This window comes from Streptomyces eurythermus (genome assembly GCF_014649115.1).
Taxonomy (GTDB): Bacteria; Actinomycetota; Actinomycetes; order Streptomycetales; family Streptomycetaceae; genus Streptomyces; species Streptomyces eurythermus.
Genome location: NZ_BMSK01000010.1, coordinates 60,088 through 86,786 on the forward strand (window position 1 = coordinate 60,088; position 26,699 = coordinate 86,786).

General features: G+C 72.9%; 27 protein-coding genes. 11 read left to right on the forward strand and 16 right to left on the reverse strand.

Features of this window, described 5'->3' with window-relative positions:
- The first annotated feature begins 14 nt into the window (after positions 1 to 14).
- Positions 15 to 710: an MBL fold metallo-hydrolase gene (locus IE251_RS20060; protein WP_189754367.1), complete on the forward strand. Its 696-nt coding sequence runs from the start codon at positions 15 to 17 to the stop codon at positions 708 to 710.
- Positions 711 to 723: 13 nt separating this feature from the next.
- Here the strand turns inward: IE251_RS20060 and IE251_RS20065 are convergent, their stop codons facing one another.
- Together IE251_RS20065 and IE251_RS20070 are read right to left on the reverse strand one after the other, a co-directional pair.
- Positions 724 to 1,767: an NUDIX hydrolase gene (locus IE251_RS20065; RefSeq protein WP_189754368.1), complete on the reverse strand. Its 1,044-nt coding sequence runs from the start codon at positions 1,765 to 1,767 to the stop codon at positions 724 to 726.
- Between the two features lie 154 nt (positions 1,768 to 1,921).
- Positions 1,922 to 2,104, reverse strand: coding sequence for a hypothetical protein (locus IE251_RS20070; protein ID WP_030775486.1), 183 nt, complete (start codon positions 2,102 to 2,104; stop codon positions 1,922 to 1,924).
- Positions 2,105 to 2,320: 216 nt separating this feature from the next.
- Here IE251_RS20070 and IE251_RS20075 point away from each other — a divergent pair, with 216 nt between their 5' ends.
- The 3 genes from IE251_RS20075 (at position 2,321) to IE251_RS20085 (ending at position 5,529) form a co-directional block, all read left to right on the forward strand.
- Entirely contained in the window at positions 2,321 to 4,354 is a 2,034-nt protein-coding gene (locus IE251_RS20075) for an NPCBM/NEW2 domain-containing protein (protein WP_189754369.1), read from the forward strand.
- A 213-nt stretch (positions 4,355 to 4,567) separates the two neighbouring features.
- Entirely contained in the window at positions 4,568 to 5,026 is a 459-nt protein-coding gene (locus IE251_RS20080; RefSeq protein WP_189754370.1) for a hypothetical protein, read from the forward strand.
- Positions 5,027 to 5,112: 86 nt separating this feature from the next.
- Positions 5,113 to 5,529 carry an SsgA family sporulation/cell division regulator gene (locus IE251_RS20085; RefSeq protein ID WP_189754371.1) on the forward strand — a complete coding sequence of 139 codons (417 nt, stop codon included), beginning with the start codon at positions 5,113 to 5,115 and terminating at the stop codon, positions 5,527 to 5,529.
- Between the two features lie 37 nt (positions 5,530 to 5,566).
- Here the strand turns inward: IE251_RS20085 and IE251_RS20090 are convergent, their stop codons facing one another.
- Positions 5,567 to 6,706, reverse strand: a complete 1,140-nt coding sequence (locus tag IE251_RS20090) for an aromatic acid exporter family protein (RefSeq protein ID WP_189754372.1) — start codon at positions 6,704 to 6,706, stop codon at positions 5,567 to 5,569.
- Positions 6,707 to 6,866: 160 nt separating this feature from the next.
- Here IE251_RS20090 and IE251_RS20095 point away from each other — a divergent pair, with 160 nt between their 5' ends.
- Positions 6,867 to 7,172, forward strand: coding sequence for a hypothetical protein (locus tag IE251_RS20095; protein WP_189754373.1), 306 nt, complete (start codon positions 6,867 to 6,869; stop codon positions 7,170 to 7,172).
- A 106-nt stretch (positions 7,173 to 7,278) separates the two neighbouring features.
- Here the strand turns inward: IE251_RS20095 and IE251_RS20100 are convergent, their stop codons facing one another.
- Positions 7,279 to 8,232 carry an ROK family protein gene (locus IE251_RS20100; RefSeq protein WP_189754374.1) on the reverse strand — a complete coding sequence of 318 codons (954 nt, stop codon included), beginning with the start codon at positions 8,230 to 8,232 and terminating at the stop codon, positions 7,279 to 7,281.
- 217 nt (positions 8,233 to 8,449) lie between these two features.
- On the opposite strand from IE251_RS20100, the gene IE251_RS20105 reads away from it, so the two are divergent.
- Positions 8,450 to 9,499 carry a LacI family DNA-binding transcriptional regulator gene (locus IE251_RS20105; RefSeq protein ID WP_189754375.1) on the forward strand — a complete coding sequence of 350 codons (1,050 nt, stop codon included), beginning with the start codon at positions 8,450 to 8,452 and terminating at the stop codon, positions 9,497 to 9,499.
- 596 nt (positions 9,500 to 10,095) lie between these two features.
- Here the strand turns inward: IE251_RS20105 and IE251_RS20110 are convergent.
- Positions 10,096 to 11,394, reverse strand: coding sequence for a DUF6986 family protein (locus IE251_RS20110; protein ID WP_189754376.1), 1,299 nt, complete (start codon positions 11,392 to 11,394; stop codon positions 10,096 to 10,098).
- A gap of 215 nt (positions 11,395 to 11,609) precedes the next feature.
- On the opposite strand from IE251_RS20110, the gene IE251_RS20115 reads away from it, so the two are divergent.
- Entirely contained in the window at positions 11,610 to 12,515 is a 906-nt protein-coding gene (locus tag IE251_RS20115; RefSeq protein WP_189754377.1) for an endonuclease/exonuclease/phosphatase family protein, read from the forward strand.
- Positions 12,516 to 12,574: 59 nt separating this feature from the next.
- Here IE251_RS20115 and IE251_RS20120 read toward each other — a convergent pair whose 3' ends face one another.
- From IE251_RS20120 to IE251_RS20135, 4 genes are all read right to left on the reverse strand, one after another.
- A complete protein-coding gene (locus tag IE251_RS20120) occupies positions 12,575 to 13,537 on the reverse strand; it encodes an electron transfer flavoprotein subunit alpha/FixB family protein (protein ID WP_189754378.1) in 963 nt (320 codons plus the stop codon).
- A 52-nt stretch (positions 13,538 to 13,589) separates the two neighbouring features.
- The gene (locus tag IE251_RS20125; RefSeq protein WP_189754379.1) at positions 13,590 to 14,375 is read right to left on the reverse strand and encodes an electron transfer flavoprotein subunit beta/FixA family protein; all 786 of its coding nucleotides are present in this window, start codon (positions 14,373 to 14,375) and stop codon (positions 13,590 to 13,592) included.
- 216 nt (positions 14,376 to 14,591) lie between these two features.
- Entirely contained in the window at positions 14,592 to 15,101 is a 510-nt protein-coding gene (locus tag IE251_RS20130; protein ID WP_189754380.1) for a flavin reductase family protein, read from the reverse strand.
- Positions 15,102 to 15,309: 208 nt separating this feature from the next.
- The gene (locus IE251_RS20135; protein WP_189754381.1) at positions 15,310 to 15,642 is read right to left on the reverse strand and encodes a thioredoxin family protein; all 333 of its coding nucleotides are present in this window, start codon (positions 15,640 to 15,642) and stop codon (positions 15,310 to 15,312) included.
- Positions 15,643 to 15,959: 317 nt separating this feature from the next.
- Here IE251_RS20135 and IE251_RS20140 point away from each other — a divergent pair, with 317 nt between their 5' ends.
- Complete coding sequence (locus IE251_RS20140) at positions 15,960 to 16,685, forward strand: lysophospholipid acyltransferase family protein (protein WP_189754382.1); 726 nt, start codon at positions 15,960 to 15,962, stop codon at positions 16,683 to 16,685.
- A gap of 414 nt (positions 16,686 to 17,099) precedes the next feature.
- Here IE251_RS20140 and IE251_RS20145 read toward each other — a convergent pair whose 3' ends face one another.
- From IE251_RS20145 to IE251_RS20160, 4 genes are all read right to left on the reverse strand, one after another.
- On the reverse strand, positions 17,100 to 17,690 hold the full coding sequence (locus IE251_RS20145) for a transglutaminase-like domain-containing protein (RefSeq protein ID WP_189754383.1): 591 nt from the start codon (positions 17,688 to 17,690) through the stop codon (positions 17,100 to 17,102).
- 78 nt (positions 17,691 to 17,768) lie between these two features.
- Positions 17,769 to 18,839 (reverse strand): threonine aldolase family protein, encoded by a 1,071-nt coding sequence (locus IE251_RS20150; RefSeq protein WP_189754384.1) that lies wholly within the window; start codon positions 18,837 to 18,839, stop codon positions 17,769 to 17,771.
- Positions 18,836 to 19,627: an SDR family NAD(P)-dependent oxidoreductase gene (locus IE251_RS20155; protein ID WP_189754385.1), complete on the reverse strand. Its 792-nt coding sequence runs from the start codon at positions 19,625 to 19,627 to the stop codon at positions 18,836 to 18,838. Before IE251_RS20155 ends, IE251_RS20150 begins: the two co-directional genes overlap by 4 nt.
- Complete coding sequence (locus IE251_RS20160) at positions 19,624 to 21,021, reverse strand: DUF6421 family protein (RefSeq protein WP_189754386.1); 1,398 nt, start codon at positions 21,019 to 21,021, stop codon at positions 19,624 to 19,626. Before IE251_RS20160 ends, IE251_RS20155 begins: the two co-directional genes overlap by 4 nt.
- 405 nt (positions 21,022 to 21,426) lie before the next feature.
- Here IE251_RS20160 and IE251_RS20165 point away from each other — a divergent pair, with 405 nt between their 5' ends.
- Complete coding sequence (locus tag IE251_RS20165) at positions 21,427 to 22,110, forward strand: glycerophosphodiester phosphodiesterase (RefSeq protein WP_030604187.1); 684 nt, start codon at positions 21,427 to 21,429, stop codon at positions 22,108 to 22,110.
- Between the two features lie 37 nt (positions 22,111 to 22,147).
- On the opposite strand, the gene IE251_RS20170 is transcribed toward IE251_RS20165, so the two are convergent.
- Positions 22,148 to 22,687: a GNAT family N-acetyltransferase gene (locus IE251_RS20170; protein ID WP_189754387.1), complete on the reverse strand. Its 540-nt coding sequence runs from the start codon at positions 22,685 to 22,687 to the stop codon at positions 22,148 to 22,150.
- Between the two features lie 57 nt (positions 22,688 to 22,744).
- Between IE251_RS20170 and IE251_RS20175 the strand changes: the two genes are divergently transcribed.
- Both IE251_RS20175 and IE251_RS20180 read left to right on the forward strand, forming a co-directional pair.
- Positions 22,745 to 23,137, forward strand: coding sequence for a VOC family protein (locus tag IE251_RS20175; protein WP_189754388.1), 393 nt, complete (start codon positions 22,745 to 22,747; stop codon positions 23,135 to 23,137).
- Between the two features lie 170 nt (positions 23,138 to 23,307).
- Positions 23,308 to 24,360 carry an aldo/keto reductase gene (locus IE251_RS20180; protein ID WP_189754389.1) on the forward strand — a complete coding sequence of 351 codons (1,053 nt, stop codon included), beginning with the start codon at positions 23,308 to 23,310 and terminating at the stop codon, positions 24,358 to 24,360.
- A gap of 13 nt (positions 24,361 to 24,373) precedes the next feature.
- Here IE251_RS20180 and IE251_RS20185 read toward each other — a convergent pair whose 3' ends face one another.
- The gene (locus IE251_RS20185; protein WP_189754390.1) at positions 24,374 to 24,955 is read right to left on the reverse strand and encodes a MarR family winged helix-turn-helix transcriptional regulator; all 582 of its coding nucleotides are present in this window, start codon (positions 24,953 to 24,955) and stop codon (positions 24,374 to 24,376) included.
- Positions 24,952 to 26,652, reverse strand: a complete 1,701-nt coding sequence (locus IE251_RS20190) for an FUSC family protein (protein ID WP_189754391.1) — start codon at positions 26,650 to 26,652, stop codon at positions 24,952 to 24,954. The genes IE251_RS20185 and IE251_RS20190 overlap by 4 nt, the downstream gene beginning before the upstream one ends.
- Between the last annotated feature and the right edge of the window lie 47 nt (positions 26,653 to 26,699).

Below are 26,699 nucleotides of genomic sequence, written 5' to 3' on the forward strand. Positions count from 1 at the left end.
TTTACGGTCGGTGCATGGACGTCATCGAACTGCTGCCCCGGCTGCACCTGTTCCGCTTTCCCGTCGGCCAGGCCTATCTCTGGCGCGACGACGAGGAGTTGACCCTGATCGACGCGGGCCCGGTCGGCGCCGGCCGGCCGATCGCCGACGCGGTCACCGCGCTGGGGCACGATCCCCGGGACGTACGACGCGTCGTGCTCACCCACTTCCACGAGGATCACGTCGGCGGAGCGGGCGAGTTCGCGGCGCTGAGCGGGGCGGAGGTGCTGGCGCACCACGTGGACGCCCCGTTCGTCCGCGGGGAACGGCCGGGCCCGCCGCCGCGGACGGAGGAGTGGGAGCGGCCCCTGCACGCGGCGGCCCTCGCGCAGTTGCCCCCGGGCCCCCCGGTGCCGCCGGCCTCGCTCACCGAGTTGTCCGACGGTGATGTGCTGGGCTTCGGCGGCGGCGCCCGGGTGGTGCACGTCCCCGGGCACACGGACGGCAGCATCGCGGTGTTCCTGCCCGCGCACGGCGTGCTGTTCACCGGGGACACGGTGGCGGCGGCACCGGACGACGGGACGCCGGTCCCCGGGGTGTTCAACCTGGACCGGGCGCGACTCCTCGCCTCGATACGCCTGCTGGCGGACCTCGGAGCGGAGGTCGCGTGCTTCGGCCACGGCGACCCGGTGCTGTCCGGCGCCGCCGCCGTGCTCCGCTCGCTCGGTTAGCCGCACGACGGGATCAGCCGACCGGCACCCCCGCCTCCAGGTAGAGCGCGCTGCCCCGTTCCCGGGCGCGCAGCGCCCAGCGCAGCCGCTCGTAGCGGACCGGGGGCAGCATCGCGGCGGCCTCCTGCTCGGTGGCGAACCGCCAGGCGCGCAGCTCGGGTCCGGGCAGCAGCACCCGGGAGGCCTCGCCGGGGCCCAGCCGGCCGCCGTCGAAGAGCAGCCGCAGCCCGCCGTAGCCGGGCGGAGTGGGGCGTTCCCAGTCCACGACCAGCAGCCGGGGCACCTCGCGCAGGTGTATCCCGGTCTCCTCGGCGACCTCGCGCATCCCGGCGCGGGCCGGCGCCTCGCCGCGTTCCACCACGCCGCCGGGGAACTCCCAGCCCGGCTTGTAGGTGGGGTCGACGAGCAGCACCCGGTCGTGCTCGTCGAAGAGCAGCACCCCGGCGGCGAGCGTCTCGGCGGTCGGCTCGGGGGTCTGCACGATGTCGCAGGCGGGTACGGCGCCGTTGCCGACGGCCTCGGCGATGCGGACGGCGGTCTCGTACGGGGTGAGGGCGCTGGTGTCGAGCGGGTGGGCGTCGGCGGTGAGCCAGGAGGCGAGGGCGGCTCGGTAGGGCTCGATGTGGTCGGAGGACCACTGCCGGACGCGTATCTCGCCGTCGGGTGTCTCGGGCGGGATCTCCCGGCCGGCTATCCGCTCCCGCAGGATCGTTTCGGTGGGGGCGAGGAGCAGATGGTGTACCGGGATGCGGCGGGCGGCGAGCCCGCCGAAGATCTCGTCGCGGTACTCCTGGCGGAGCAGGGTCATCGGCACCACGAGGGTGCCGCCCAGCTCGGTGAGCATCGCGGCGGCCGTGTCGACCACGAGCCGGCGCCAGATCGGCAGGTCCTGGAAGTCGCCTGCCTCGGCGAGGCGCTTGGGCGGCAGCAGGTGCGTCAGTGCCCCGCCGATGATCTCGGGGTCGAAGAGCGCGCTGTTCGGGATCAGTTCGATCAGTTCACGTGCGGTCGTGGTCTTCCCCGCACCGAACGCGCCGTTGATCCAGACGACGGTCACGGACTCCCCCTCTTCTGTTGGCCCCCTGAGGATTGCCCGCTCCACCCTGCCATGGAAACCCGCCGCCGTTGAGGGCGCCTGCCCGCGCGTATACGCGGAAGTGCCGGCGTCCCCTGTGACGGAGACACCGGCACGGACGCCCCGGGGCCGCGGGTCAGTCGCGGTCGAGGACGGAGTCGCCGAGGTCCAGGCTGTCGTGGGCGACGAGGTCACCGACCTCGTCCACTGTGTCCGACACGTCGAGCGGACGGTCGACCGCCGCGTGGGAGGGGGAGACGGCGGCCACGACGAATCCGGCGGCGAGGGTGGCGATGGCGAGCATGCTGCGCTTCTTCATGCGCTGATCAACTGCGGGGAGCGGCCGGGGGTCACGCGGATCGCGGAAGCTTTCCCCCTCTCGGACCGCCGCTCCCGGCGATCGAACACATCCGAACAATGCCACGCCCGGCCTGAACGCCCCTTCCGACACAGTCCGACACGCCCTACCGTGAGCGCGCATTCATGACGCGCGCATGCCGTCATCCGCGTTTCGCGAGTGGGAGGAACGTCGACGATGCGTCACCCTCACAGCCGCACCACCCGTTTCAGAGTCGCCGGAGCGCTCGGCGCCGGACTGCTGTGCGCGACGGGCCTCGCCGCCCCCGCCCTGGCGGCCTCCGCGCCGGCCCCGGCGGCGCGGACCGCGTCCGCGTCCCTGGACGACGGCCTCGCCCTCACCCCGCCGATGGGCTTCAACAACTGGAACTCCACCTACTGCCGGGCGGAGTTCAACGAAAGCATGGTCAAGGGCATCGCGGACATCTTCGTGGAGAAGGGACTGAAGAAGGCCGGCTACCAGTACGTCAACCTGGACGACTGCTGGGCCCTGCCCCAGCGCGACGCCGCCGGCCGGCTGGTGCCCGACCCGGTGCGCTTCCCGAACGGCATCAAGGCGGTCGCGGACTACGTCCACTCCAAAGGGCTCAAGCTCGGCATCTACACCAGCGCCGGCACCAGGACCTGTGACAGCGTGGGCCTTCCGGGCGCCCTGGGCCACGAGTACGAGGACGCACGGCAGTTCGCCGACTGGGGCGTGGACTACCTGAAGTACGACAACTGCAACAACCAGGGCCTGGACGCCCGACAGCGCTACCGGACCATGCGCGACGCCCTCAAGGCGACCGGCCGGCCCATCGTCTACAGCATCTGCGAATGGGGCGAGAACAAGCCCTGGGAGTGGGCCGGGGACATCGGCCACCTGTGGCGGACCACCGGCGACATCAAGGACAACTGGCCCTCGGTGCTGTCGATCCTGAAGCAGAACCTCCCCCTCGCCCGGTACGCCGGCCCCGGCCGCTGGAACGACCCCGACATGCTGGAGGTCGGCAACGGCGGCATGACGGACACCGAGTACCGCTCGCACTTCTCCCTCTGGTCGGTCATGGCCGCGCCGCTGCTCATCGGCACCGACCTGCGCAAGGCCTCCCAGGCGACCTACGACATCCTGGGCAACACCGAGGTCATCGCCGTCGACCAGGACCCGCTCGGCAAGCAGGGCACGGTCGTCTCCTCCGCGGGCGGACGCTGGGTCGTCGCCAAGCAGATGGCGGACGGCAGCCGCGCGGTGGCCCTCTTCAACGAGTCCGGCACCGCCCAGCGGATCGCCACCAGCGCGGGCGCGGTCGGCATGCCCCGCGCCGACGGCTACGCCGTGCGCGACCTGTGGCAGCACCGCACGTACAACACCGCCGGCACCCTCGCCGCCACCGTCCCCGCCCATGGCACGGTCCTGCTGCGCGTCGCGGCCGACCGGCACTGGGCCGCGTATCCGCCCGCCGTCGAACTGGGCCTGGACGGCGGCCTGTTGCTGACGGCGGGTACCCCGGTCACCCTCACCAGCACCGTCACCGACCTCGGGCGCACGCCCGCGCGCCGCGTGTCCGTGGCGCTGACCGGCCCGGCCGGCTGGGGCATACGGGCCACCTCGGCGACCTCGGCCGCCGCCCTCCGCACCGGGCGGACGCTGCGCACCGGCTGGCGGCTGACCGTCCCGGCCGGCACCCCGACGGGCTCCTACGGCCTCACGCTGCGGGCGAGTTACCGGTCGCCGTCGGGCACGCCGGTCACCAGCACGGTGCCGCTGACCGCGTCCGTGGTCGTACCGCCGCCGTCCGGGACGTCGTACCTCAGTGATCTGCCGTGGATGTCGGCCGCCAACGGCTTCGGGCCGGTGGAGCGCGACACCAGCAACGGCGAGAAGGCCGCGGGCGACGGCCGTCCGCTCACCATCGGCGGCACGGTGTACGCCAAGGGGCTCGGCGTGCACGCGCGCGGCGACATCGCCTTCTACACCGGCGGGGCCTGCGAGAAGGTCACCGCGTCGGTCGGCGTGGACGACGAGAAGGGCGCCAAGGGCAGCGTCGCCTTCGAGATCCTTGCGGACGACACGCGGGCCGCCGCCTCCGGTGTGCTCACCAACGCGATGCCCGCGCAGTCCCTCACCGCCGACATCACCGGCGCCCAGGTGATCCGGCTCGTCGTCACCGACGGCGGCGACGGCACCGACTCCGACCACGCGGACTGGGCGGACGCCCGCCTGAGCTGCTGAACACCCGGGAGCGGACGCCGAAGCGGGGAGCCGGGCCCATCAGCACGCCGCCGGGGCCCGCCCGAAGGGCCCCGGTTCGGCGGTGTCGCCTACATCACCCCCAGCAACGTTTAACGTTCAACTTCCTGGGAGTACTGTCACTCCTGTCCCGCCCAATCGGGACGATACCGGCACGAACACCCCCTGTGCCGGTGTCTGTACAGGAGGAAGATCATGAATCTCACCCTTGGACGGCGCGCCACCACCGCGGCCGTCACCCTCATCGCCGCCGTCGGCACGCTGCTGACCGTGGGCGGCACGGCATCCGCCGCCGAGAACCCGGCAACCGGTCACAAGGTCGTGGCCATGCCGGAGCGGGACCACCGCTCGCACGGCGACGACCGGAACACCCGCCACGAGATCCGGGGCCGCCAGGTCGCCCACCGGGTCGGGTACGACCGGGACAGCGCCGGTGAGCAGCACCGTCACCACCGGGTCGGCCGCGAGGAGTTCCGCGGCGAGCACCGCTCGGACGGACACCGCGACCGGGCGCGGGACGGCCGCGACCGGTACAGCCACGACCACGGTCGCGCGTACCGCTACGACGGCGTCCGCCTCTACCGGTGGGACCACGGCCGGTGGATCCTGACGACCGGTGACCTGTACGGCTTCGACAGGGATCTCCTGCGCTGATCCGACGGACCGCTACGGCGCCGGAGCCGGACGGCCGCCCGCCGTCCGGCTCCGGCGCCCGGTCCCCGGGACGCATCGAGCCGACCATGACCAACTACGTGGACCACGCACTCGACATGGAGCTGACAGGCCCCGAGGGTGTACGCGTCACCGTGCCGACCCGCCTTCGCTACCGGGCCGACGAACCGCTCGCGGTGCAGTTCCGGTTCGACCGCGCCCCCTCCGGGCCGGTGCTGTGGGTCTTCGCGCGCGAACTGCTCACCGAGGGCCTGTCGGCACCGGCGGGAGAAGGGGACGTGCGGATCTGGCCGACCCGCGCCGACGGACGGGCACTGCTCCACGTCACCCTGTCCGCGCCGGGCGGATCCGCGCATCTGACCACCGCGCTGAACCCCGTCAGAAAGTGGCTCTGCCGCACCTATCGGCTGGTGCCCGCGGAGCGGGAGAGTGAGGCGCTGGACCTGGAGCACCATCTCACCCGTTTCCTCGAAGACAGCTCCTGAGCCGCCCCGCCCTCGCCGGGAACGCCGCGGGCCCGGCTCACCGTCCCGCCCTGCGGGCGAGGCGCTCGCTCCGCCAATGGGCGTGATCCAGGTCGGCCAGGATCCGCTCCACATCGGTCATGAGGGAGCCGTACACATGCCATGCGCCGGGCTCGGCGAGGCCGCCCCCGCGGACCAGGCCGGTCATCGACTCGTGCCAGGCCAGCGCACCCTCGATCGCGCCGCGCAGCCGCTCCCTGGGGGTGACGCCGGCCGGGCCGTGCTGCGGCGCGGGCTCGACGAACTCGAGCACGGCGGCCCCCGCCCACTGCAGGATCTCGGCGTAGCGGTCGAGGAACCGGCGGCCGAGCCGGCTGCCGGCGCGCCCGTCGAACACGTCGTCCACCAGCGTCCTGGCGATGCCGCGCACCTGGAGGGATATGCCCCGCAAGGCTTTGAAGGCCACGCTGTCGACCGATCCGCCGCGGTGCGCGTGTGCCGCGCACCGGGTGTTCCAGCGCAGGCTCTCCTCGGCCTGCCGCACCTGCTCCTCCGCGCGGGACAGGCACTCGTCCAGCTTGCGCGCCCTGCGCAACCACACGTGGGACTCCGTGGCGAGACGCCGGTGCCGCAGGCCGGTGCCCATGTCCCGCAGGAGCGTTCCCATCGTGCGGGCGAGGGAGCGTACGGCGGAATCCGACTCCTCGACATAGAGGGGAGGCAGGACGAGCGCGTGGACGGTGACGCCCACCACGGCGCCGACGAGGGTCTGCAGCACGGAGGACATCAGGCCGCCCACGGGTTCGGTCGCCGCGGCGGCCAGGCCGACGACCGCGATCGAGGCGACCTGCATCCGGTCGTCGGCCGTACGTCGCGGGCCCGCCAGCGTGGGGACGACGACGATCACCGCGACGGCCGCCGCGGTGGGCCCCAGCAGCCGGACGGCGACCAGCGCCAGCATCAGCCCGGCCAAGCGCGCGAGCACACTCTGCGCCGACCGCGTCACCGACTGGTACACCGTGGAGGCGTTGACCATGAGCAGGGCCGTGGCGACCGCCAGATACGGCGGGTCCGCGGGCACGCACAGGCCCGCCGCGGCCCAGGCGAGCAGGGCCGCGATCAGCGTCTTGACGGCGAACACCAGGTGTGTGCGGCGGGCGGCGCGCAAGGCCCCCGCAGCGATGGTTGAAGGCTGCACGACATTGAGAATGACACCTTTTGCCCCTGTTTGACGTGACACCCGTCACCATCACTCAGCGATGGCCGCTTTCACGATTTTTAGTTTATGCTTCAACCATATTGGCGGCGCGCAGGGTGGGGACTCGCCGCGAAACCCAGCGCCAAGGGAGTAGAAGATCATGCACGGTTTCAAGCGGCGCGCGGCCACGGCCGGCGCCTCACTCGCCCTCGTGAGCGCCGTTGCCCTGGCCGCGGCCGGGACCGCCTCCGCGGCCCCCTCCGCCCTCGACGCGCACGCCGACGCGGTGGCCACCGCCGGCCCGGCTCACGCCCGGCACCACCACCGGCCGGGCGACCGGCCGGACCCCTGGATCGCGGGACAGCTGGAGCAGGCCCGCCGGATCGCGGGACATCCGGCACCGGCCGATCCCTGGATCGCGGATCAGATCGCCCTGTTCGAGTGCTCTCGCGCCCTCCTCGGCTGAGCGCAGACACGACGGCGGTGACCCTGGCGACCCACGGGGCCGGGACACTGCCGCCGACGGCGACCGCACCCGGCCCGCGTGTCACCGGCTCCCCGGGACCACACGCCTAGCGGCTCGCCGCGGTCGCGTCCGGGGTGCGGGTCAGGGCCGCCGCCGCCGCGCCGACCAGGCCGGCGTCGGTGCCCATCCGGGCGGGTACGACGGTCAGCCGCCGCACGAAGGACAGGGTCGCGTAGTCGGTGAGGGCCTTGCGCAGCGGGGCGAACAGGATGTCGCCCGCCTTGCCGACCCCTCCGCCGATCACCGCGATGTCGATCTCGACCAGGGTCGCGGTGGCCGCGATCCCGGCGGCCAGCGCCTGCGCCGCCCGCTCGAAGGAGGCGACGGCGACCGGGTCGCCCGCGTGGGCCGCGGCGGCCACCGCGGCGGCCGAGGTGTCGCCGTCGGGGCCGGGGCGCCAGCCTTGCTCCAGCGCCCGGCGGGCGATGTTGGGGCCGCTCGCGATGCGCTCCACACAGCCGCGCGCGCCGCACGGGCAGGGGTCGCCGTCGAGGTCGACGCTGATGTGGCCGATGTGCCCGGCGTTGCCGGTGGGTCCCGGGTGCAGCCGCCCGCCGAGGACCAGGCCGCCGCCGACGCCGGTGGAGACCACCATGCACAGCGCGTTGTCGTGGCCCCGCGCGGCGCCCTGCCAGTGCTCGGCGGCGGTGATCGCGACCCCGTCGCCGATCAGCTCGACCGGCAGGCCCCCGGTGGCCGCACGCACCCGGTCGACCAGCGGGAAGTCACGCCAGCCCGGCACGTTCACCGGACTCACGGTGCCCGCCGAGGCGTCCACCGGGCCGGCGCTGCCGATGCCGACCGCGCCGGCGCGGTCCCACAGGGGCGACCCGGACAGTTCGCCGAGCACCTCCGCCACGGCCCGCATGACCGTTTCGCCGTCCTGCCGGGCGGGCGTCGGGCGCTGGGCGCGGACCAGAAGGCGTCCGTCGCCGTCCACCAGCGCGCCGGCGATCTTGGTGCCGCCGATGTCCAGGGCCGCCACGAGGTCGGTGTGCATGAGAGTCAGATCTCCCCGTTGAAAGCTTGAGAACCAAAGAGAGCAGGCCGGTCAGGCGGTGGGGGCGCAGGCCGGAGAAAGCGGTGGACAGTCTCTCTCGCATCTGACAACGTTGTCCAGGCTCTATGCTCGACGCCACATCCTCATACAAGCCCACGGATGCCGCACCCCCGTGGACCGGAAAAACCACAGCCGGACGACAGACAGGACAGCGCACGTGCCCCAGACCACCCGCCGCGCAGACGGCCTCACCGGGAACCGGTACGGCAACCGCCCGACGATGAAGGACGTGGCGGCCCGCGCCGGGGTCGGACTGAAGACGGTCTCCCGCGTGGTCAACGGCGAGCCCGGGGTCACCCCGGACACCGAGCGCCGGGTGCAGGAGGCGATCGACGCGCTCGGCTTCCGCCGCAACGACAGCGCGCGGGTGCTGCGCAAGGGGCGGACCGCGAGCATCGGGCTGATCCTGGAGGACCTCGCGGACCCCTTCTACGGCCCGCTCAGCCGCGCCGTCGAGGAGGTGGCCCGCGCCCACGGCGCGCTGCTGATCAACGGCTCCAGCGCCGAGGACCCCGAGCGCGAGCAGGAGCTGGCACTCGCGCTGTGCGCGCGCCGGGTGGACGGGCTGGTGGTGATCCCGGCCGGGGACGACCACCGGTATCTGGAGCCGGAGATCCGGGCCGGCGTGGCGACCGTGTTCGTGGACCGCCCGGCCGGCCGGATCGACGCCGACGTGGTCCTGTCCGACAACTTCGGCGGCGCCCGCGACGGCGTCGCCCACCTCATCGCGCACGGCCACCGGCGGATCGGCTTCATCGGCGACATGCCCCGGATCCACACGGCCGCGGAGCGGCTGCGCGGCTACCGGGCGGCCATGGAGGACGCCGGGATATCCGTGGCGGAGCGCTGGATGTCCCTCGGCGCGACCGACCCGGAGCGGGTGCGCCGGGCGGCGGAGGAGATGCTGGCCGGTCCCGACCCCGTGACCGCGGTCTTCGCCGGCAACAACCGGGTGACGGTCACCGTCGTCCGGGTGCTGGCCGAGCGGGCCCGCCGGGCCGCGCTCGTCGGCTTCGACGACTTCGAGCTGGCCGATCTGCTCCAGCCGGGCGTCACGGTCGTCGCCCAGGACTCGTCGGCCCTCGGCCGCACGGCCGCCGAACGCCTCTTCCGCCAGCTGGACGGCACCCTGGTCGCCCCGGAACGCATAGAACTCCCGACCCGCCTCATCACCCGCGGCTCGGGCGAACTGCCACCGGCGGATTGAAGGGGCGGGCGGGGACGGCCTGCGCGGGGGCGGGACCCTGAGGCGGGGCCGGGCGGGGTCAATACGGCGTGGCGCGTGGGGCCGTGCCGGAACCGCCGATTCCAGGCCCCGCCGGCTTCGGGCCCGCCGGCTGGGGGCCGCACCGGGCGCGCGCCGGCCCGCCCCACGACCGTACGACGCGGGGCCGGGACGGAGCAGTCGCGGCGCGGCCAGGCCACGGGAGCGCCGGCCGACCGGCGCCGGGGACTTACGACACCGGCCGGAGCGACCGCGGACCCACCGGCCCCACCGGATCCGCCGGCCGTGTCCGCCGCCGCCCTTGCCGACGGCGGACACGGGACCCCCTCCGGCGCGGCGGGTCCGCGGGAGGGCGCGGGAGTCCCCTGGCGAACGGGCGGAGCGAGCCGGCGGTGGCCGGCCCTCGTGCCGGACGGCGACTCATACCGCTCGTGTCACCGGCCCCCTCGGCCCCGGCCCCCGCAGCCCCCGGAGCCGCCGGAGGCCGGGACGCCGGAACGCCGGGGCGCCGACAGGCCGACAGGCCGACAGGCCGACAGGCCGACAGGCCGACAGGCCGACAGGCCGACAGGCCGACGTTACTTCGCGGACGCCGTCAGGTCGCCGCGGCGGGGGGACGCGAAGGATTCCAGGTCGGCGCGGGTGAGGCCGGTGAGGCGGGCCACCTCGGCGATGTCCAGGGCGCCGCAGTCCAGGCCGCGCAGCAGATAGCCGCTGAGCGCCTTGGCGGTGGCGGGCTCGTCCATGACGTCGCCGCCGGCCCGGTTGGCGTAGCGGGAAAGGCGGGCCGCGGCCTGCTCGAAGCCCTCGCGGTAGAAGGCGAAGACGGCGGCGTAGCGGGTGGGGATGTGCCCGGGGTGCATGTCCCAGCCCTGGTAGTAGGCGCGGGCCAGCGCCCGCCGGGTCAGGCCGTAGTGGAGGCGCCAGGCGTCGTGGACTTTCGCCGTCGGGCCGACGGGCAGGACGTTGGTGGAGCCGTCCGAGACACGGACGCCGGTGCCGGCCGCGGCCACCTGCATGACGGCCTTGGCGTGGTCGGCGGCCGGGTGGTCGCTGGCCTGGTAGGCGGCGGAGACGCCGAGGCAGGCGCTGTAGTCGAAGGTGCCGTAGTGCAGCCCGGTGGCGCGGCCCTCGGCGGCCTGGATCATGCGGGCGACCGCGGCGGTGCCGTCGGTGGCCAGGATGGACTGGCTGGTCTCGATCTGGATCTCGAAGCCCAGGCGCCCGGCGTCCAGGCCGTGCGCCTTCTCGAATGCCTCCAGCAGCCGGGCGAAGGCGCCGACCTGCTCGGGGTAGGTCACCTTGGGCAGGGTGAGGACCAGGCCGTCGGGCAGGCCGCCGGCCTCCATCAGACCGGTGAGGAAGACGTCGAGGGTGCGGATGCCCCGGTCCCGTACGGCGGCCTCCATGCACTTCATGCGGATGCCCATGTAGGGCGCGGCGGTGCCGTCCCGGTACGCCTCGGCGATCAGGCGGGCGGCGCGGGCGGCCGTCGCGTCCTCCTCCGCGTCGGGGCGGGGGCCGTAGCCGTCCTCGAAGTCGACGCGCAGGTCCTCGATGGGCTCGCGCTCCAGCTTGGCCCGCACCCGGGAGTAGACCGGCTCGGCCAGCTCGTCGGACAGGCCGAGGACGGCCGCGAAGGAGGCGGCGTCCGGGGCGTGTTCGTCGAGCGCCGCGAGCGCCTGGTCGCCCCAGGAGCGGATGGTGTCCGCGGCGAAGGCGTCGCCGGGGACGTACACGGTGTGGACGGGCTGGCGGGTGCCCGGGTCCCCGGGATAGCGGCGCTCCAGCTCCGCGTCGACCGGTGCGAGGGAAGCGCTGATCTCCTCGCTGACGGCGCCCGCGAGGCTCGTCGCCACCTTCTCCTGCTGACCCATCCCACACCCTCCAGTTTTCCGCTTTATGGAATCAACAATCCGTATAGCGAAGTTATCTGGCAACCTTCCCACTGGTCAACACCACATCGTGTGCACTCCACTCCACGCTCTCGACACGGTCACCTCTCTCTGGCACCGTGCCGGAGCCGCACCCCTTCGACCGCGCCGGCCCGTCGGCGACGAGCCGCCCCGAAGCCGCAGCAGGAGGAGCACCCGTGCCGAGCCACACCCGAGTCACGCGCCGCAGGGGCCTGAAGGCCGCGCTGGCCGCCGCGATTCCCCTGCCCCTGTCCAGTACAGCACTCTCCGCGGGCCCCGCCAGGGCGGGCACGGACCGCCACGCCCCCCTGCGTGTGATGTCGTTCAACCTCCGCTACGCGAGCACCGCCGAGCCGCACAGCTGGGCCGCCCGCCGCCCCGTGACGCGCGCCCTGCTGCACCGCGAGCGCCCGCATGTCATCGGCACCCAGGAGGGCCTCTACCAGCAGTTACGGGACATCGAGGCCGACCTCGGGACGGCGTACGACTGGATCGGCACCGGGCGCGCGGGCGGCAGCCGCGACGAGTTCATGGCCGTCTTCTACGACACGCGCCGGCTCGCCCCCGAGGAGTACGACCACTTCTGGCTCTCCGACACGCCGGACGTGATCGGGTCCAACACCTGGGGCGGCGGTTCCGTCCGCATGGTGACCCGGGTCCGGTTCCGGGACCTGCGCTCCGGCGACCGGGAGTTCCACCTGCTGAACACCCACCTCGACAACCACAGCCAGTACGCACGCGCGCGTGCCGCCGCCCTGATCGCCCGGCGCATCGCCGCACTGGGCACCTCGCTCCCGCTCGTCGTCACCGGCGACTTCAACGTGGCCGCCCACAAGAACCCGGTCTACGACACGATGCTGGGCGCGGGTCTGGCCGACACCTGGGACACGGCGGCCGAGCGGAGCGAGCTGTACGGCACCTTCCACGGCTACCGGCCGCCGACGCCGGGGGGCGATCGCATCGACTGGATCCTCGCCACCCCCGGTGTGACGGCGCACGAGGCCCGGATCAACGCCTTCTCGGCGCACGGGCAGTACCCGAGCGACCATCTGCCGGTGCAGGCTTCGCTGACGCTGGGATGAGGCGAGGCCCCCGTGACCGTCGGTGCGGTCACGGGGGCCTCGGCCGGCTGATGCGGGGATCAGCCCTTGCGGGCCTTGATCTCCTCGGTCAGCTGCGGCACGACGTCGAACAGGTCGCCGACCACGCCGTAGTCGGCCAGCTCGAAGATCGGGGCCTCCTCGTCCTTGTTGACGGCCACGATCGTCTTCGAGGTCTGCATGCCGGCGCGGTGCTGGATCGCGCCGGAGATGCCGTTGGCGATGTACAGCTGCGGCGACACGCTCTTGCCGGTCTGGCCGACCTGGTTGGTGTGCGGGTACCAGCCGGCGTCGACGGCGGCGCGCGAGGCACCGACGGCCGCGCCCAGCTGGTCGGCGAGGGCCTCGATGATCGCGAAGTTCTCCGCGCCGTTCACACCGCGGCCGCCGGAGACCACGATCGCGGCCTCGGTCAGCTCCGGGCGGCCCGTGGACTCACGCGGCGTACGGCCGGTGATCTTCGTGCCGGTCGCCTTGTCGGAGAAGGTCACCGACAGGGCCTCGACCGCGCCGACGGCCGGGGCGGCCTCGACGGCGGCGCTGTTCGGCTTGACCGTGATGACCGGGGTGCCCTTGACGACACGGGACTTGGTGGTGAAGGACGCGGCGAACACCGACTGGGTGGCCACCGGGCCCTCCTCGCCGGCCTCCAGGTCGACGGCGTCGGTGATGATGCCCGAGCCGATGCGCAGCGCCAGGCGGGCGGCGATCTCCTTGCCCTCGGCGGAGGACGGGACCAGCACGGCGGCCGGGGAGACGGCCTCGTAGGCGGCCTGGAGGGCGTCCACCTTCGGCACGACCAGGTACTCGGCGTAGTCGGCGGCGTCGTGGGTGAGCACCTTGACCGCGCCGTGCTCGGCGAGCGTGGCGGCGGTGTCGGCGGCGCCGTTGCCCAGCGCGACGGCGACGGGCTCGCCCAGGCGGCGGGCCAGGGTCAGCAGCTCCAGGGTGGGCTTGCGGACGGCACCGTCCACGTGGTCGACGTAGACGAGGACTTCAGCCATGGGATTGCTCTCCTGCGTAACGAAGTTGAGGGGCGGTCAGCGGGTCGGGCCCTTAGATGAACTTCTGGGCCGCGAGGAACTCAGCGAGCTGCTTGCCGCCCTCGCCCTCGTCCTTGACGATGGTGCCGGCCGTGCGGGCCGGACGCTCGGTCGCGGACTCGACCTTGGTGAAGGCGCCGTCCAGGCCGACCTCCTCGGCCTCGATGTCGAGGTCGGACAGGTCCCAGGACTCCACCGGCTTCTTCTTGGCCGCCATGATGCCCTTGAAGGAGGGGTAGCGGGCCTCGCCGGACTGGTCGGTCACGGAGACGACCGCCGGGAGCTGCGCCTGGAGCTGCTCGGAGGCGGCGTCACCGTCGCGGCGGCCCGTGACCGTGCCGTCCTCGACGGAGACCTCGGACAGCAGGGTGACCTGCGGGACGCCCAGGCGCTCGGCGACCAGCGCCGGGACGATGCCCATGGTGCCGTCGGTGGAGGCCATGCCGGAGATGACCAGGTCGTAACCGGCCTTCTCGATGGCCTTGGCCAGCACCAGGGAGGTGCCGATGGCGTCGGTGCCGTGCAGGTCGTCGTCCTCGACGTGAATGGCCTTGTCCGCACCCATGGACAGGGCCTTGCGGAGCGCGTCCTTGGCGTCCTCGGGGCCCACCGTCAGAACGGTGACCTCGGCGTCGTCCGCCTCCTCCTTGATCTGGAGGGCCTGCTCGACCGCGTACTCGTCCAGCTCGGAGAGCAGACCGTCCACGTCGTCGCGGTCGACGGTCAGGTCATCGGCGAAGTGCCGGTCGCCAGTGGCGTCGGGCACGTACTTCACAGTGACAACGATCCTCAAGCTCACGCCGGCTCTCCTACTGCATCGTCATTTCGGGCTGCCTCTTGCAGGCAGCATAGGCGCCTCAAGCGGCCGATCCCGGTCGGGGCGTCCGCGCGCTCCGAACGAGATATTACTCGTCAGTACACCCAGTTCCTGCCCGCTAAGCAAGCGCTTTGAACTGTGACCTTCGCAACGCAGCGTAACCGGAACTCGACGGGCGCGCAGCGGAGCCCGGAGTGATCAATCCCGCAGACCGTTGAAGCGGCCCTGGTGATAGAGGAGCGGGCGGCCGTCGCCCGAGGGGTCGCCGAGCACGACCTCGGCGAGCACGATCCGGTGGTCGCCGGCCGGGACCCGCCCGACGATCCGGCACACCAGCCAGGCCAGCACGTCGTCCAGCACCGGCACCCCCTGCGGCCCCTCCCGCCAGGCGGTGGGCGCGCCGAAGCGGTCGGCGCCGCTGCGCGCGAAGGTGGCGGCCAGGTCGCTCTGGTGCTCGCCGAGTATGTGCACGCCGACGTGGTCCGTCTCGGCGATCGCGGGCCAGCTGGAGGCGCCCGTGCCGATGCCGAAGGAGACGAGCGGGGGTTCGGCGGAGACGGAGGTGAGGGAGGTGGCGGTGAAGCCGACCGGGCCCGAGGCGCCGCGCGCGGTGATCACCGCCACACCGGCGGCGTGCCGGCGGAAGGCGGAGCGCAGCAGGTCCGGGGAGGCGGTCCGGGGGGTGCCGAGTTCGGGAGTGGCCGTCATGGAGTTGTCCTTCTGCCGGGGGTCACGAGCGGGTCCGCGGGTGCTCAACGGCCCGGACACCCCGCGCTCGCGGTGCGGGCCAGGTCGATGTGGACCCGCCCGTAGAGAAGGAGTTCTGTCGGCATGCGGTCAGGTTGGCGACCGGCGAGGCGTACCGTCAAGCGGCTTCCGCGATCCGGAAGACGGCGCACCGCGCGCCGGGACCCGCTCATACCGCTTCTCCCAGGGCCGCTATGACGTCGGCCTTGCGGGGCTGTCCGGTGGCGCGCCGCACCACCCGCCCGCCGGCGTCGAGGACCAGGACGGTGGGCGTCTTCACGATCTCCAGCGCGCGTACGAGGTCCAGGTGGGCCTCCGCGTCGATCTCGACGTGGGTCACGCCCGGGACCAGCCCGGCGACCTCGCCGAGGACCCGGCGGGTGGCCCGGCAGGGCGCACAGAAGGCGCTGGAGAACTGCACCAGCGTGGCCCGCTCCCCCAGCACCGCGCCGAGTTCGGCCGCACCGATGCGCCTGCCGTCGTCGCGCCCGCCCACCCGCACTCTCCCGTTCCGCCGCCGGCGCGGCTCGTCGCGGCGGGCACGTCAGGGGCGCACCGCCGGTCCGGTCGTCGTCAATACAACCGGTCCCGGGGCCGCGAAGATTCCCGGCGGCATCCCCGGGGAAGGTAAAGGGGACCCAAAGATCCGAGGTGGGATGTAGGCCGACGTGACGAGGATCTCGCGTTAGGGGGGCACCAGAACTGGCCACCCGTACGTTCTTCGGGCACGATCTGCGAGACGCCGTAAACCTACGGCTGCGTAACCTTCCCGCCGGGAGCCCCCTTTCCCGAGCAGAGCAGAAAGGGCACACCCCGCCCATGGCAGAGCTGGTCTACCGTCCCGTCATCGGTATCGCCAAGACGGCGTTCAAGGTCTGGGATCTGAAGATCGACTGCCGGGGGTCGGAGAACATCCCGCGCTCGGGCGGCGCCGTGCTGGTGAGCAATCACATCAGCTATCTGGACTTCATCTTCAACGGTCTGGCCGCCCTGCCGCAGAAGCGGCTGGTGCGCTTCATGGCGAAGGATTCCGTCTTCCGGCACCGGATCTCCGGGCCCCTCATGCGCGGCATGAAGCACATCCCGGTGGACCGCGGGCAGGGCGAGAAGGCGTACGCGCACGCGCTGGACGCGCTGCGCTCCGGCGAGGTCATCGGGCTGTTCCCGGAGGCGACGATCTCGCAGTCCTTCACGCTGAAGAGCTTCAAGTCGGGCGCGGCCCGGCTGGCCCAGGAGGCGGGCGTGCCGCTGGTCCCGATGGCGGTGTGGGGCACGCAGCGGCTGTGGACGAAGGGGCAGCCGCGCAACTTCAAGCGCAGCCACCTGCCCGTCACCGTCCGGGTCGGCGAGGCGGTGGAGGCCCCCCGCGACCAGTACGCCGGCGCCATCACTCGCCGGCTGCGCGAACGCGTCCAGGAACTGCTGGAGGCCGCGCAGCGTGCCTACCCGGGCCGCCCCAAGGGCCCGGACGACTCCTGGTGGCTGCCCTCCCACCTCGGCGGTACGGCGCCCACGGCGGAGGAGTTGCGGGCGGTCCAGGCGTAACGCCCGCGGCGCCCGGCCGTTTCCGGGCACTCGGATGCGTTGCCCCGGCCGGGCTCGGTCTGTGCGGACCACCCGCCGTCGAGGTATGGCCGCCTCCCGGGTGCGGGTCGTTCGCGGCCGGTCACGCGGCCCTCCGCGCCCCCTCCGGGCGCATCGGAACCGGGGACGCTGCCAGGGCCGACCGGGTCATGCGCACCACTCGCCCTCCAGGCACGGCCACCTCCCGAGTACGGATCACTCGCGGCCCGTCACGCAGTCCCCGCACCCCCTCTGGCCGCGCCGGCACCGAGGATGCCGCCAGGACTGGCCAGGTCTGCGGACCACCCGCCGCCCAGGCACGACCACCTCCCGAGCGCGGGTCGTTCGCGGCCGGTCGCGCGGTTCCCCGCGCCCCTTCGGCGACGCGACGAGATGTCAGAGAGCCGCCGGGAGGGTCTTCCACAGGGCCGGGCGGTCGGGAGCCGTTCGCAGGGCGGTGAGGACCGCCGGGTGCGGGGCGGCGTACAGGCCCGGGTAGTCCGTCTCACCGGCCGCGGGGTCCGGGGTCCAGGCCAGCCGTTCGCCGGACAGGGAGAACCGCGCGTCCACTCCCGGCTTGTTGCCCCGGGGGTCCTGACGGTGCCAGGCGCCGTGGAAGCGTACGGCGACCAGGCCGTGGAGCAGATGGCCGCCGGCGTCGTCGGTCAGGCGCTGGTAGCACAGGGCCGTCGGGATGTCCTCGGCCCGCAGCAGGGCGGCCAGGGCGTGGGACTTGGCGTGGCAGATGCCGGTGCCCAGGGCCAGTACGTCAGAAGCGCGCCAGGTGACGCGCGGGTCGCCGGAGTCCACGGAGTGCGGGATGGTGTCGCGGACGAACTCATACGCGGCCCGCGCATATTCATACGAGTCGGCGGCGTCGGCCGCGAGGCGTGCGGCGGTCTCCCGGACCAGTGGGTGATGGTGGTCGATGACCTCGTCCGCGGCGAGGTACGCGGACAGGTCGGCTGTGTTCTGGATCAGCTCCATGCCCGCAGAGCATAGGAACGCGATCACCCAGGAGTCAATGACTTTCCAGGTGATCGCATAACTATGCAGCACTGGGGGTCAGCGGGCCATTTCCTCCTTCAGGGCGGCCACGAACGTGTCGACGTCGTCCTCCGTGGTGTCGAAGGAGCACATCCAGCGCACCACCCCGGCGGCCTCGTCCCAGAAGTAGAACCGGAACCGCTTCTGCAGCCGCTCACTCACGTCGTGCGGGAGCCTGGCGAAGACGCCGTTGGCCTGCACCGGGTAGAGGATCTCCACCCCGTGCACCGCGCGCACGCCCTCGGCGAGCCGCTGGGCCATCTCGTTGGCGTGCCGGGCGTTGCGCAGCCACAGGTCCTTGGCGAGCAGTGCCTCCAACTGCACGGACACGAACCGCATCTTGGAGGCCAGCTGCATGGACATCTTCCGCAGGTGCTTCATCTGCCGCACCGCGTCCTGGTTGATGACGACGACGGCCTCGCCGAACAGCGCGCCGTTCTTCGTCCCGCCCAGCGAGAGGATGTCCACGCCGACCGCGTTGGTGAACGTCCGCATGGGCACGTCCAGGGAGGCGGCGGCGTTGGCTATCCGGGAGCCGTCCAGGTGCACCTTCATCCCGTGCGCGTGGGCGTGCTCGCAGATCGCGCGGATCTCCTCGGGCGTGTAGAGGGTGCCCAGTTCGGTGGACTGGGTGATCGACACGACCTGCGGCATGGCCCGGTGCTCGTCCTCGAAGCCCCAGGCCTGCCGGTCGATCAGCTCCGGGGTGAGCTTGCCGTCGGGCGTGGGCACGGTGAGCAGCTTCAGCCCGCCCATGCGCTCGGGGGCGCCGCCCTCGTCGACGTTGATGTGCGCGCTCTCGGCGCAGATCACCGCGCCCCAGCGGTCGGTGACCGCCTGGAGCGCGACCACGTTGGCGCCGGTGCCGTTGAAGACCGGGAAGGCCTCCGCGGTGGCGCCGAAGTGACTGCGCACGATCCCCTGGAGGTGCTCGGTGTAGTCGTCCTCGCCGTACGCCACCTGGTGGCCGCCGTTGGCCAGGGCCAGGGCGGCCAGCACCTCGGGATGGGCTCCGGCGTAGTTGTCACTGGCGAAACCGCGGACCTGCGGGTCGTGATGGCGACGCGCGTCGGTCTTGGGTGGGTTCACGGCTTCTCGGTCAGCCACAGACGGTTTCCGTTCACTTCTGCGGCGGGCTTGCTCCAGACGCCCTCGACGGCCTCGGCCAGGTCCTTGACGTCCGTGAAGCCCGCGAACTTCGCGTTGGGGCGTTCGGCGCGCATCGCGTCGTGCACCAGCGCCTTCACCACCAGGATGGCAGCCGCCGAACGCGGCCCCTGCTCGCCCCCGGCCTTGCGGAAGCCGTCGGCCATGGCGAGCGTCCATGCCTCGGCGGCGGCCTTGGCCGCGGAGTACGCCGCGTTGCCCGCCGTCGGCTTGGTGGCGCCGGCCGCGCTGATGAGCAGGTACCGGCCGCGGTCGCTGCGCTGGAGGGCGTCGAAGAAGGCGAGGGAGGTGTGCTGGACGGTGCGGACGAGCAGCTTCTCCAGCAGCTCCCAGTCGGCGAGGTCGGTGTCGGCGAAGGTGGCGCTGCCGCGCCAGCCGCCGACGAGGTGGACCAGGCCGTCGATCCGGCCGTGGTCCTTCTCGATGCGCGCGGCCCAGGCCCGGGTGTCCTCCAGGTCGAGCAGGTCGACGGTCTCGCCCGTGACGGTGGCGCCGCCGCGGGCGTAGCGCGCCGCGTCGACGGCCTCCGCGAGGCGTTCGGGGTTGTTGTCGGCACCCACGACGACCGCGCCCGCCTCGGCGAGCCGGACCAGTGCCGCGTGCCCGGCGGGGCCGCCCGCGCCGGCCACCGCGATCACCGCACCACTGAGAGACCCGTTGTTCGCCACGTTCTTCCCCTCTTGAACAGTGTTGTGGACGCGGTCGCTCACGCGGCGATCCGCTCGGCGCCGTCCGCCGTGATGCCCTTGGTGGAGGCGATCACATTCTTCAGCTTCTTCGCCAGCGCCTCATAGAACATGCTCAGCGGAAACTCGTCCGGCAGCACGTCGTCCACCAGCTTGCGCGGCGGCTGGGTCAGGTCCAGGGCGTCGGGGCCCTTGGCCCACTTGGAGCCGGGGTGCGGGGCGAGGTAGGTGGAGACCAGCTCGTAGCCGGCGAACCAGTGCACCAGCTTGGGGCGGTCGATGCCGTCCCGGTAGAGCTTCTCGATCTCGGCGCACAGCTGGTTGGTGACCCGCGGGGCGCGCTCCCAGTCGATGGAGAGCTTGTTGTCGGTCCACCGGATGACGTCGTGCTTGTGCAGGTAGGCGAAGAGCAGCTGGCCGCCGAGGCCGTCGTAGTTGCGGTTGCGGTCACCGGTGACGGGGAAGCGGAACATGCGGTCGAAGAGCACCGCGTACTGCACGTCACGGGCCTGCGGGACGCCGTCCGCCTGGAGCTTCACGGCCTCCTTGAAGGCGGTGAGGTCGCAGCGCAGCTCCTCCAGGCCGTACATCCAGAACGGCTGGCGCTGCTTGATCATGAACGGGTCGAACGGCAGGTCGCCGTGGCTGTGGGTGCGGTCGTGGACCATGTCCCAGAGCACGAATGCCTCTTCGCAGCGCTTCTGGTCGTGCACCATGGCGGCGATGTCCTCGGGCAGCTCCAAGCCCAGGATGTCCACGGCGGCGTCGGTGACGCGGCGGAACCGGGCGGCCTCGCGGTCGCAGAAGATGCCACCCCAGGAGAAACGTTCCGGCGCTTCCCGGACGGCGATGGTCTCCGGGAAGAGGACGGCGGAGTTGGTGTCGTAGCCCGAGGTGAAGTCCTCGAAGGTGATGCCGCAGAAGAGCGGGTTGTCGTACCGGGTGCGCTCCAGCTCGGCCAGCCAGTCCGGCCAGACCATGCGCAGCACGACCGCCTCCAGATTGCGGTCCGGGTTGCCGTTCTGGGTGTACATCGGGAAGACGACCAGGTGCTGGAGGCCGTCCACCCGGTGGGCGGCGGGCTGGAAGGCCAGCAGCGAGTCCAGGAAGTCCGGGACCCCGAAGCCGCCCTCGGCCCAGCGGCGCAGGTCCGTCACGAGGGCCTGGTGGTAGGCGGCGTCGTGCGGGACCAGCGGGGAGAGCCGCTCGACCGCGTCGGCGACGCGCTCGACGGCCGCCACGGCGTCGGCCCGCCGCGGGGCACCCTCGGCGTCGAAGTCGATCGATCCGTCCTTCGACTGCCATGGCCGGATCCGCTCCACGGCATCCTTGAGCACGGCCCAGGCCGGGTGCTCGACCACCCTGGTCGGCGAAGGAACCCGTTCCTCCGCGCTTGCCTGCACAAGAATTTCCGTCATGTCCCATCCTCCACGGGAGAACCTCGCGTATGGACACCGTATGCGTACCCTGTTTCAGTCAGCAAGAGCGGGAGCGGGAAATTATTCTGTCCGACCCCTTGGTCACCGATGTTTTTCCTGCCGTAAACCGTGACGGCGCTCACTTTCACCAACGGCGCGCACTCCCCGGCGCGACGGCGCACCCGGTGGTCAAGGGTGCGCGAGGCGCGCCCACCGACGGGTGACGGCCAAGGCGGATACCGGCCAACTGGCGCCTGTCCCGGCTCCCGAATGCCCGGCGCAGCCGCGGGTCCATCGCACGGCCAGGCCATTAGGCTGCGGCCTTGCCGCGTGGACGACGACGTCCGGCACGGGTCCGTCGGTCCGCGCGTCGCCGAGCCGCCGTCGACGGAAGCGAGTTGAACCTTGAACTTCCTTACCATCGGTCATCGCGGGGTCATGGGCGTCGAGCCCGAGAACACCCTCCGTTCCTTCGTCGCCGCGCAGCGGGCCGGCCTGGACCTGATCGAACTCGATCTGCACCTGAGCAAGGACGGCGCCCTGGTCGTCATGCACGACGCGGAGGTGGACCGCACCACCGACGGCTCCGGGCCGATCGCCGAGAAGACCCTCGCGGAGCTGCGCGCCCTGGACGCGGGGCGCGGGGAGCGGGTGCCGGTGTTCGAGGAGGTGCTGGAGGCGGTGCGCGCGCCGCTGCAGGCCGAGATCAAGGATGTGGCGGCGGCCCGGGCACTGGCGGAGGTGATGCGCGCGCGGGACCTGACCGCGCGGGTGGAGGTGTCCTCGTTCCACGACGAGGCGATCACCGAGATCGCGCGGCTGGTGCCGGGGGTGCGTACGGCGCTGGTGGCGAGCCGCTATGGCACCGAGGTGGTGGACCGCGCCGTCGCCGCGGGCGCCGCGACCGTGTGCCTGAACATCCGCCGGCTCACCCTGGAGATCGTCGAGCACGCGCGCGCGTCCGGGCTGCGGATCCTCGGCTGGGTGGTCAACACCCAGGAGCACCTGCGACTGGTCCGCGCCCTGGAGCTGGACGGGGCGACGACCGACTACCCGGAGATCAAGCGCACGGGCCGGTTCACGGCGTAGCCGACGGCGGCCGGGCCGGGAAGCGGCGGTCGCTCCCTCACCCGAGCTTCTTGACCAGCAGCTCGAACTCCAGGTCGGCGCGGAGCGGGATGCCGAAGCGCTCGTCGCCGTACGGGAACGGGGACGTCCGTCCCGTACGGCGGTAGCCGCGGCGTTCGTACCAGGCGATCAGGTCCTCGCGCACGGAGATCACCGTCATGTGCATCTCGCCGACGCCCCAGGTCCGCCGGCACCGGCGCTCGGCCTCCGCCAGGACGGCCTTGCCGACCCCTGAGCCCTGCAGTGTGGGGCTCACCGCGAACATCCCGAAGTAGGCGTGGTTGCCGCGGTGCTCCAGCTGGCAGCAGGCGACGATCCGGCCCTCAAGCTCCACGGTGAGCAGCCGGCTGTCCGGCGACTTGATCACCGCCAGCACGCCCTCGGGGTCGGTCCGCTGCCCGTCGAGGATGTCCGCCTCGGTGGTCCACCCGGCCCGGCTGCTGTCCCCCCGGTACGCCGACTCCACGAGCGCGACGAGGGCGTCCACGTCGGCGTCGGTGGCGTCGCGGAAGGTGAGTCCGGTGGCGGGGCTGTCCATGACGGTGGTCTCCGATCTCGGGCGTGGCCGGGGCACGGAAGAGGGTAACCCTGCTGCATGGTGCATGTACTCAGCAGCCGGACCCTGCTCCGGCCCTCCGATCCCGAACGCTCCCGTGCCTTCTACGGCGAACAGCTGGGTCTGTCCGTCTACCGCGAGTTCGGGACCGGCCCCGAGCGCGGCACGGTCTACTTCCTCGGCGGCGGTTTCCTGGAGCTGTCCGGCCGGTCCGACGACCCGCCCTCGCCCGCGCTGCGGCTGTGGTTGCAGGTCGAGGACGCGACGGCCGCGTGCGAGGAGCTGCGGGCGCGGGGCGTGGAGATCGTACGGCCCCCGGTGAAGGAGCCCTGGGGCCTGGTGGAGATGTGGATCAACGACCCGGACGGCACGCCGATCGTCCTGGTGGAGATCCCGGCGGACCATCCCCTGCGGTACCGGCCCGGGATCTGAGGTCCGCCCCGCGAACGCGCCCGGGGGCGGCTGCGGCCTTGACCGGGCACGTTCGCGGGCCTGCGGCCGTGCGTCCGGCGGGTGTTTGCCTTCGAGAGCACTCCAGCTCCTAGCGTCGCCCGCACCACCTGCGAGGTCGCTCGCACACCTGCGACGAGGGAGAGACACACATGCGGTACACGCTGTTCGGGCGGACCGGGCTGCGCGTCAGCGAGCTGGCGCTGGGCACCATGACCTTCGGGGAGGACTGGGGGTGGGGCGCCGACAAGGACACCAGCGCCCGGATCCTCGACGTCTACGCCGACGCGGGCGGCAACTTCGTGGACACCGCGAACAACTACACCTCCGGCAGCGCCGAGCGGATCCTCGGCGAGCTGCTCGCCGGGCGCCGCGACCGGTTCGTGCTGGCGAGCAAGTACACCTGCGGCACCCGCGACGGCGATCCCAACGCGGCGGGCAACCACCGCGGGAACCTCGTCCGGTCGGTCGAGGACAGCCTGCGCCGGCTGCGCACCGACCGGCTCGACGTGCTGTGGGTGCACGCCCGGGACAACTTCACGCCGGTGGAGGAGGTGATGCGCGCCCTGGACGACGTCGTCCGCGCGGGCAAGGTGCTCTACGTGGGCGTGTCGGACTGGCCGGCCTGGGAGATCGCGCAGGCCAACACCCTGGCCGAGCTGCGCGGCTGGACGTGTTTCGCGGGCTCGCAGCTGCGCTACAGCCTGCTGGAGCGCACCCCGGAGCGGGAACTGCTGCCGCAGGCCAGGGCGTTCGACCTCGCCGTGTTCGCCTGGGCGCCGCTGGCCGCGGGCCGGCTCACCGGGAAGTACCGGCGCGGCGGGACGGGGCGGCTGGACACGCTGGACGTGCGGCCCGAGGCGTGGGAGGAGGACGTCGTCGACGCGGTCGTGGAGATCGCCGGGGCGGGCGGCTGGAGCCCGGCACAGGTGGCCCTGGCCTGGCTGCTGGGCCGGCCCGGGAACGTCGTACCGATCGTCTCGGCCACCCGGCCCGAGCAGCTCGCGGACAACCTGGCGTGCACCGGGGTCCGGCTGGACGCGGACGCGCGCGCCCGCCTGGACGAGGTGAGCGCGGTCCCGCTGGGCTTCCCGCACGACTTCCTGCGGGAGGCGCCCATCACCCGCAATGTGTACGGCGACCGCTGGCCGGACATCGTCGACCGCCGCTCCACCTACCGCCGTACCGTGCACGACGTCCTGTGAACGTCCGGCCCGGTCAGGCCCGCAGCGCGCCCATCCGGCCCTCCAGGCGGCCGAGCAGCTCGGCCAGCAGTCCGGCCAGTCCGGCCTGGTCCCCCGGGGGCAGGACGGACAGTACGGCCGTCTCGTAGGCGAGTTGGTCGGGCAGGATGCCGTCGACCAGGCCGCGTCCCGCGTCGGTGAGCCGGACGTGGGCCACCCGCCGGTCGCGGGTGTCGCCGCGCCGTTCGACCAGGCCGCGCTCGGTCAGCTGCTTGAGCCGCTTGGTCACGGCGGCCCCGGAGGAGAAGGTCTCCCGGGCCAGCTCCCCCGGGGTCAGTTCGTGGCCGGTGCGGCGCAGCGCGCCGAGCAGGTCGAACTCGGCGCGGCTCAGACCGGCCCGGCGCAGCGGGGCGTCCTCGGCCTGCTGGAGCAGGGCCGCGCAGCGGTTGATCCGGCCGATGATCTCCATCGGCCCGGTGTCCAGCTCGGGGTGGACGGCCTGCCACTGGCGGACGACGGCCGAGACGGTGTCGCCGCGCGCGGGCCCGGGACCGGCCCCGGGCCGGGCTCCGGTCGCGTCGCTTCCGGGCGTCGGTCCGCCGTTCGTCGCCGTCATGGCCGTGTGTCCTCCGTCGTCCTGTCCGGGTCCCGGTCGCCGCCCGGCGCCCGGCCCGGGTCCTCGTCCCGGTCCTGCGGTACGAGCCCCTGGCGCCGTACCGTCGCCGCGAGCGTACGGTGTCCGGCCTGTTCGGTGAGCACCACCCGGTCCTCGGGCAGGGCGCGCTGCCACCACTCGCCGGCGGCGGCGTCGGCCGTGGCGCGCAGGTCGACCAGGGCGGCGGCCAGGGTGCGGCGGGCGGACTCCAGGGCGCGCGGCCGCGGGTGCGGCTCGGCGAGCAGGCGGGCGGCGTGCTCGCGGGCGCGCTCGGCGGCGGTCAGCGCGTGCTCCAGACGGGCGCCGGCGCGCCGGTTGGTGACGGCGACGGCGGCGGCGAAGCCGACCAGCGCGCCGATGAGGGTGTCCACGACCCGGTCGGTGATCAGGTCGGCCGTGTCCTGGCTGCGCGCGAACTCGGTGATGAGCAGCGCCATCGGGGTGACGCAGACGCTGCCCAGCCAGTAGTTGCGGCCGATCAGCGCCTCGGCGCCGAAGTTGAGGGCGAGCGAGACCAGCACCAGGGCGGCGGGGTGCAGATGGGTGAGCGGGGCGAGGGCGGCGAAGACGAGGACGCCGACGAGGTTGCCGACGACCCGCTGGACGGCCCGGCTCCAGGTGAGGGTGACGTTGACCTGGTAGAGGGACGCGGCGGTGACCAGCGCCCAGTAGGGGCGGCCGACGCCGAGGGCGAGGGCGGCGTACCCGGCGAGGGCGCAGCCGAGCGCGGTGCGTACGGCCAGCGGGGCGAGGGGGGCGAGGCGGTGCCGCAGGGAACGGGGCGGCAGGGGCTGTTCGGCGGCCACGCCGAGGAGTTCGTCGGCGTCGCCGCCCGACGGCACGACGCGCGGGACCCGGCCGGTGCCGCGCAGGGCACGGGCCCAGGAACGCAGCCGCTCGGGGTCGGTGTCGGCGGGCGCGGCGAGGGCGACCTCGGCGCGGACCAGGAGGTGTTCGAGGGCGCGCCGGGTGCCGTCGGGGCGGGCGCCGGCGGCGAGCAGCGACTGCCAGGCGGCGTGGATCGCGGCGGCGCAGGCGGCGCGGGCCCGGGCGTGGCCGTCGCCGGTGCCGCGGGTGCCGGCGTACGCGGCGGCGGCGTTCAGGGCCTGGGCGGTGGCCCGGCGCTCGGGGCCGTGCGGGCGCAGCAGCCCGGGTGCCATGCAGACCAGCCAGGCCCAGGCACCGGCGGCCAGGGCCAGTCCGATGTGCCCGGGCAGCCGGCCGGGGGTCTGCGGGACGAAGAGCGAGGCGGAACTGATGAAGGTGAGGACCACATTGCCCGGCGGTCCGACCCGGGTGGCGTCGCAGACCGTCTTCTGGACCGCCGCGAGGACGGCGCCGACGGTGACGAGGACCACGGCGTTCGTGGTCAGCGCCGAGGCGAGCAGGGCCACTGCGAGGCCGCCGACCATGCCGAGCACGACCCGGGCCAGGGTGCGGGCGCGGGCCGGGTAGGGCCGGTTGTGGCCGTAGAGCGCGCACAGCGAACCGGCCATCGTGTACATGGCGAGATCGAGCCTGCCGAGCGCGAGCAGCGTCAGGTTGGGCGGGGCGACCGAGACGACCGCGCTGAGCGCGGGCTTGAACCAGATGTCGGAGGGACGGCCGAGGCGGAGCGCTCCGGCGAGGGGAAGACGGTGGGGGGTCGCACTGCTCATACCATCAATTTAACACGTGTTTTACTCGTAAAATAATGGCTGTGGTC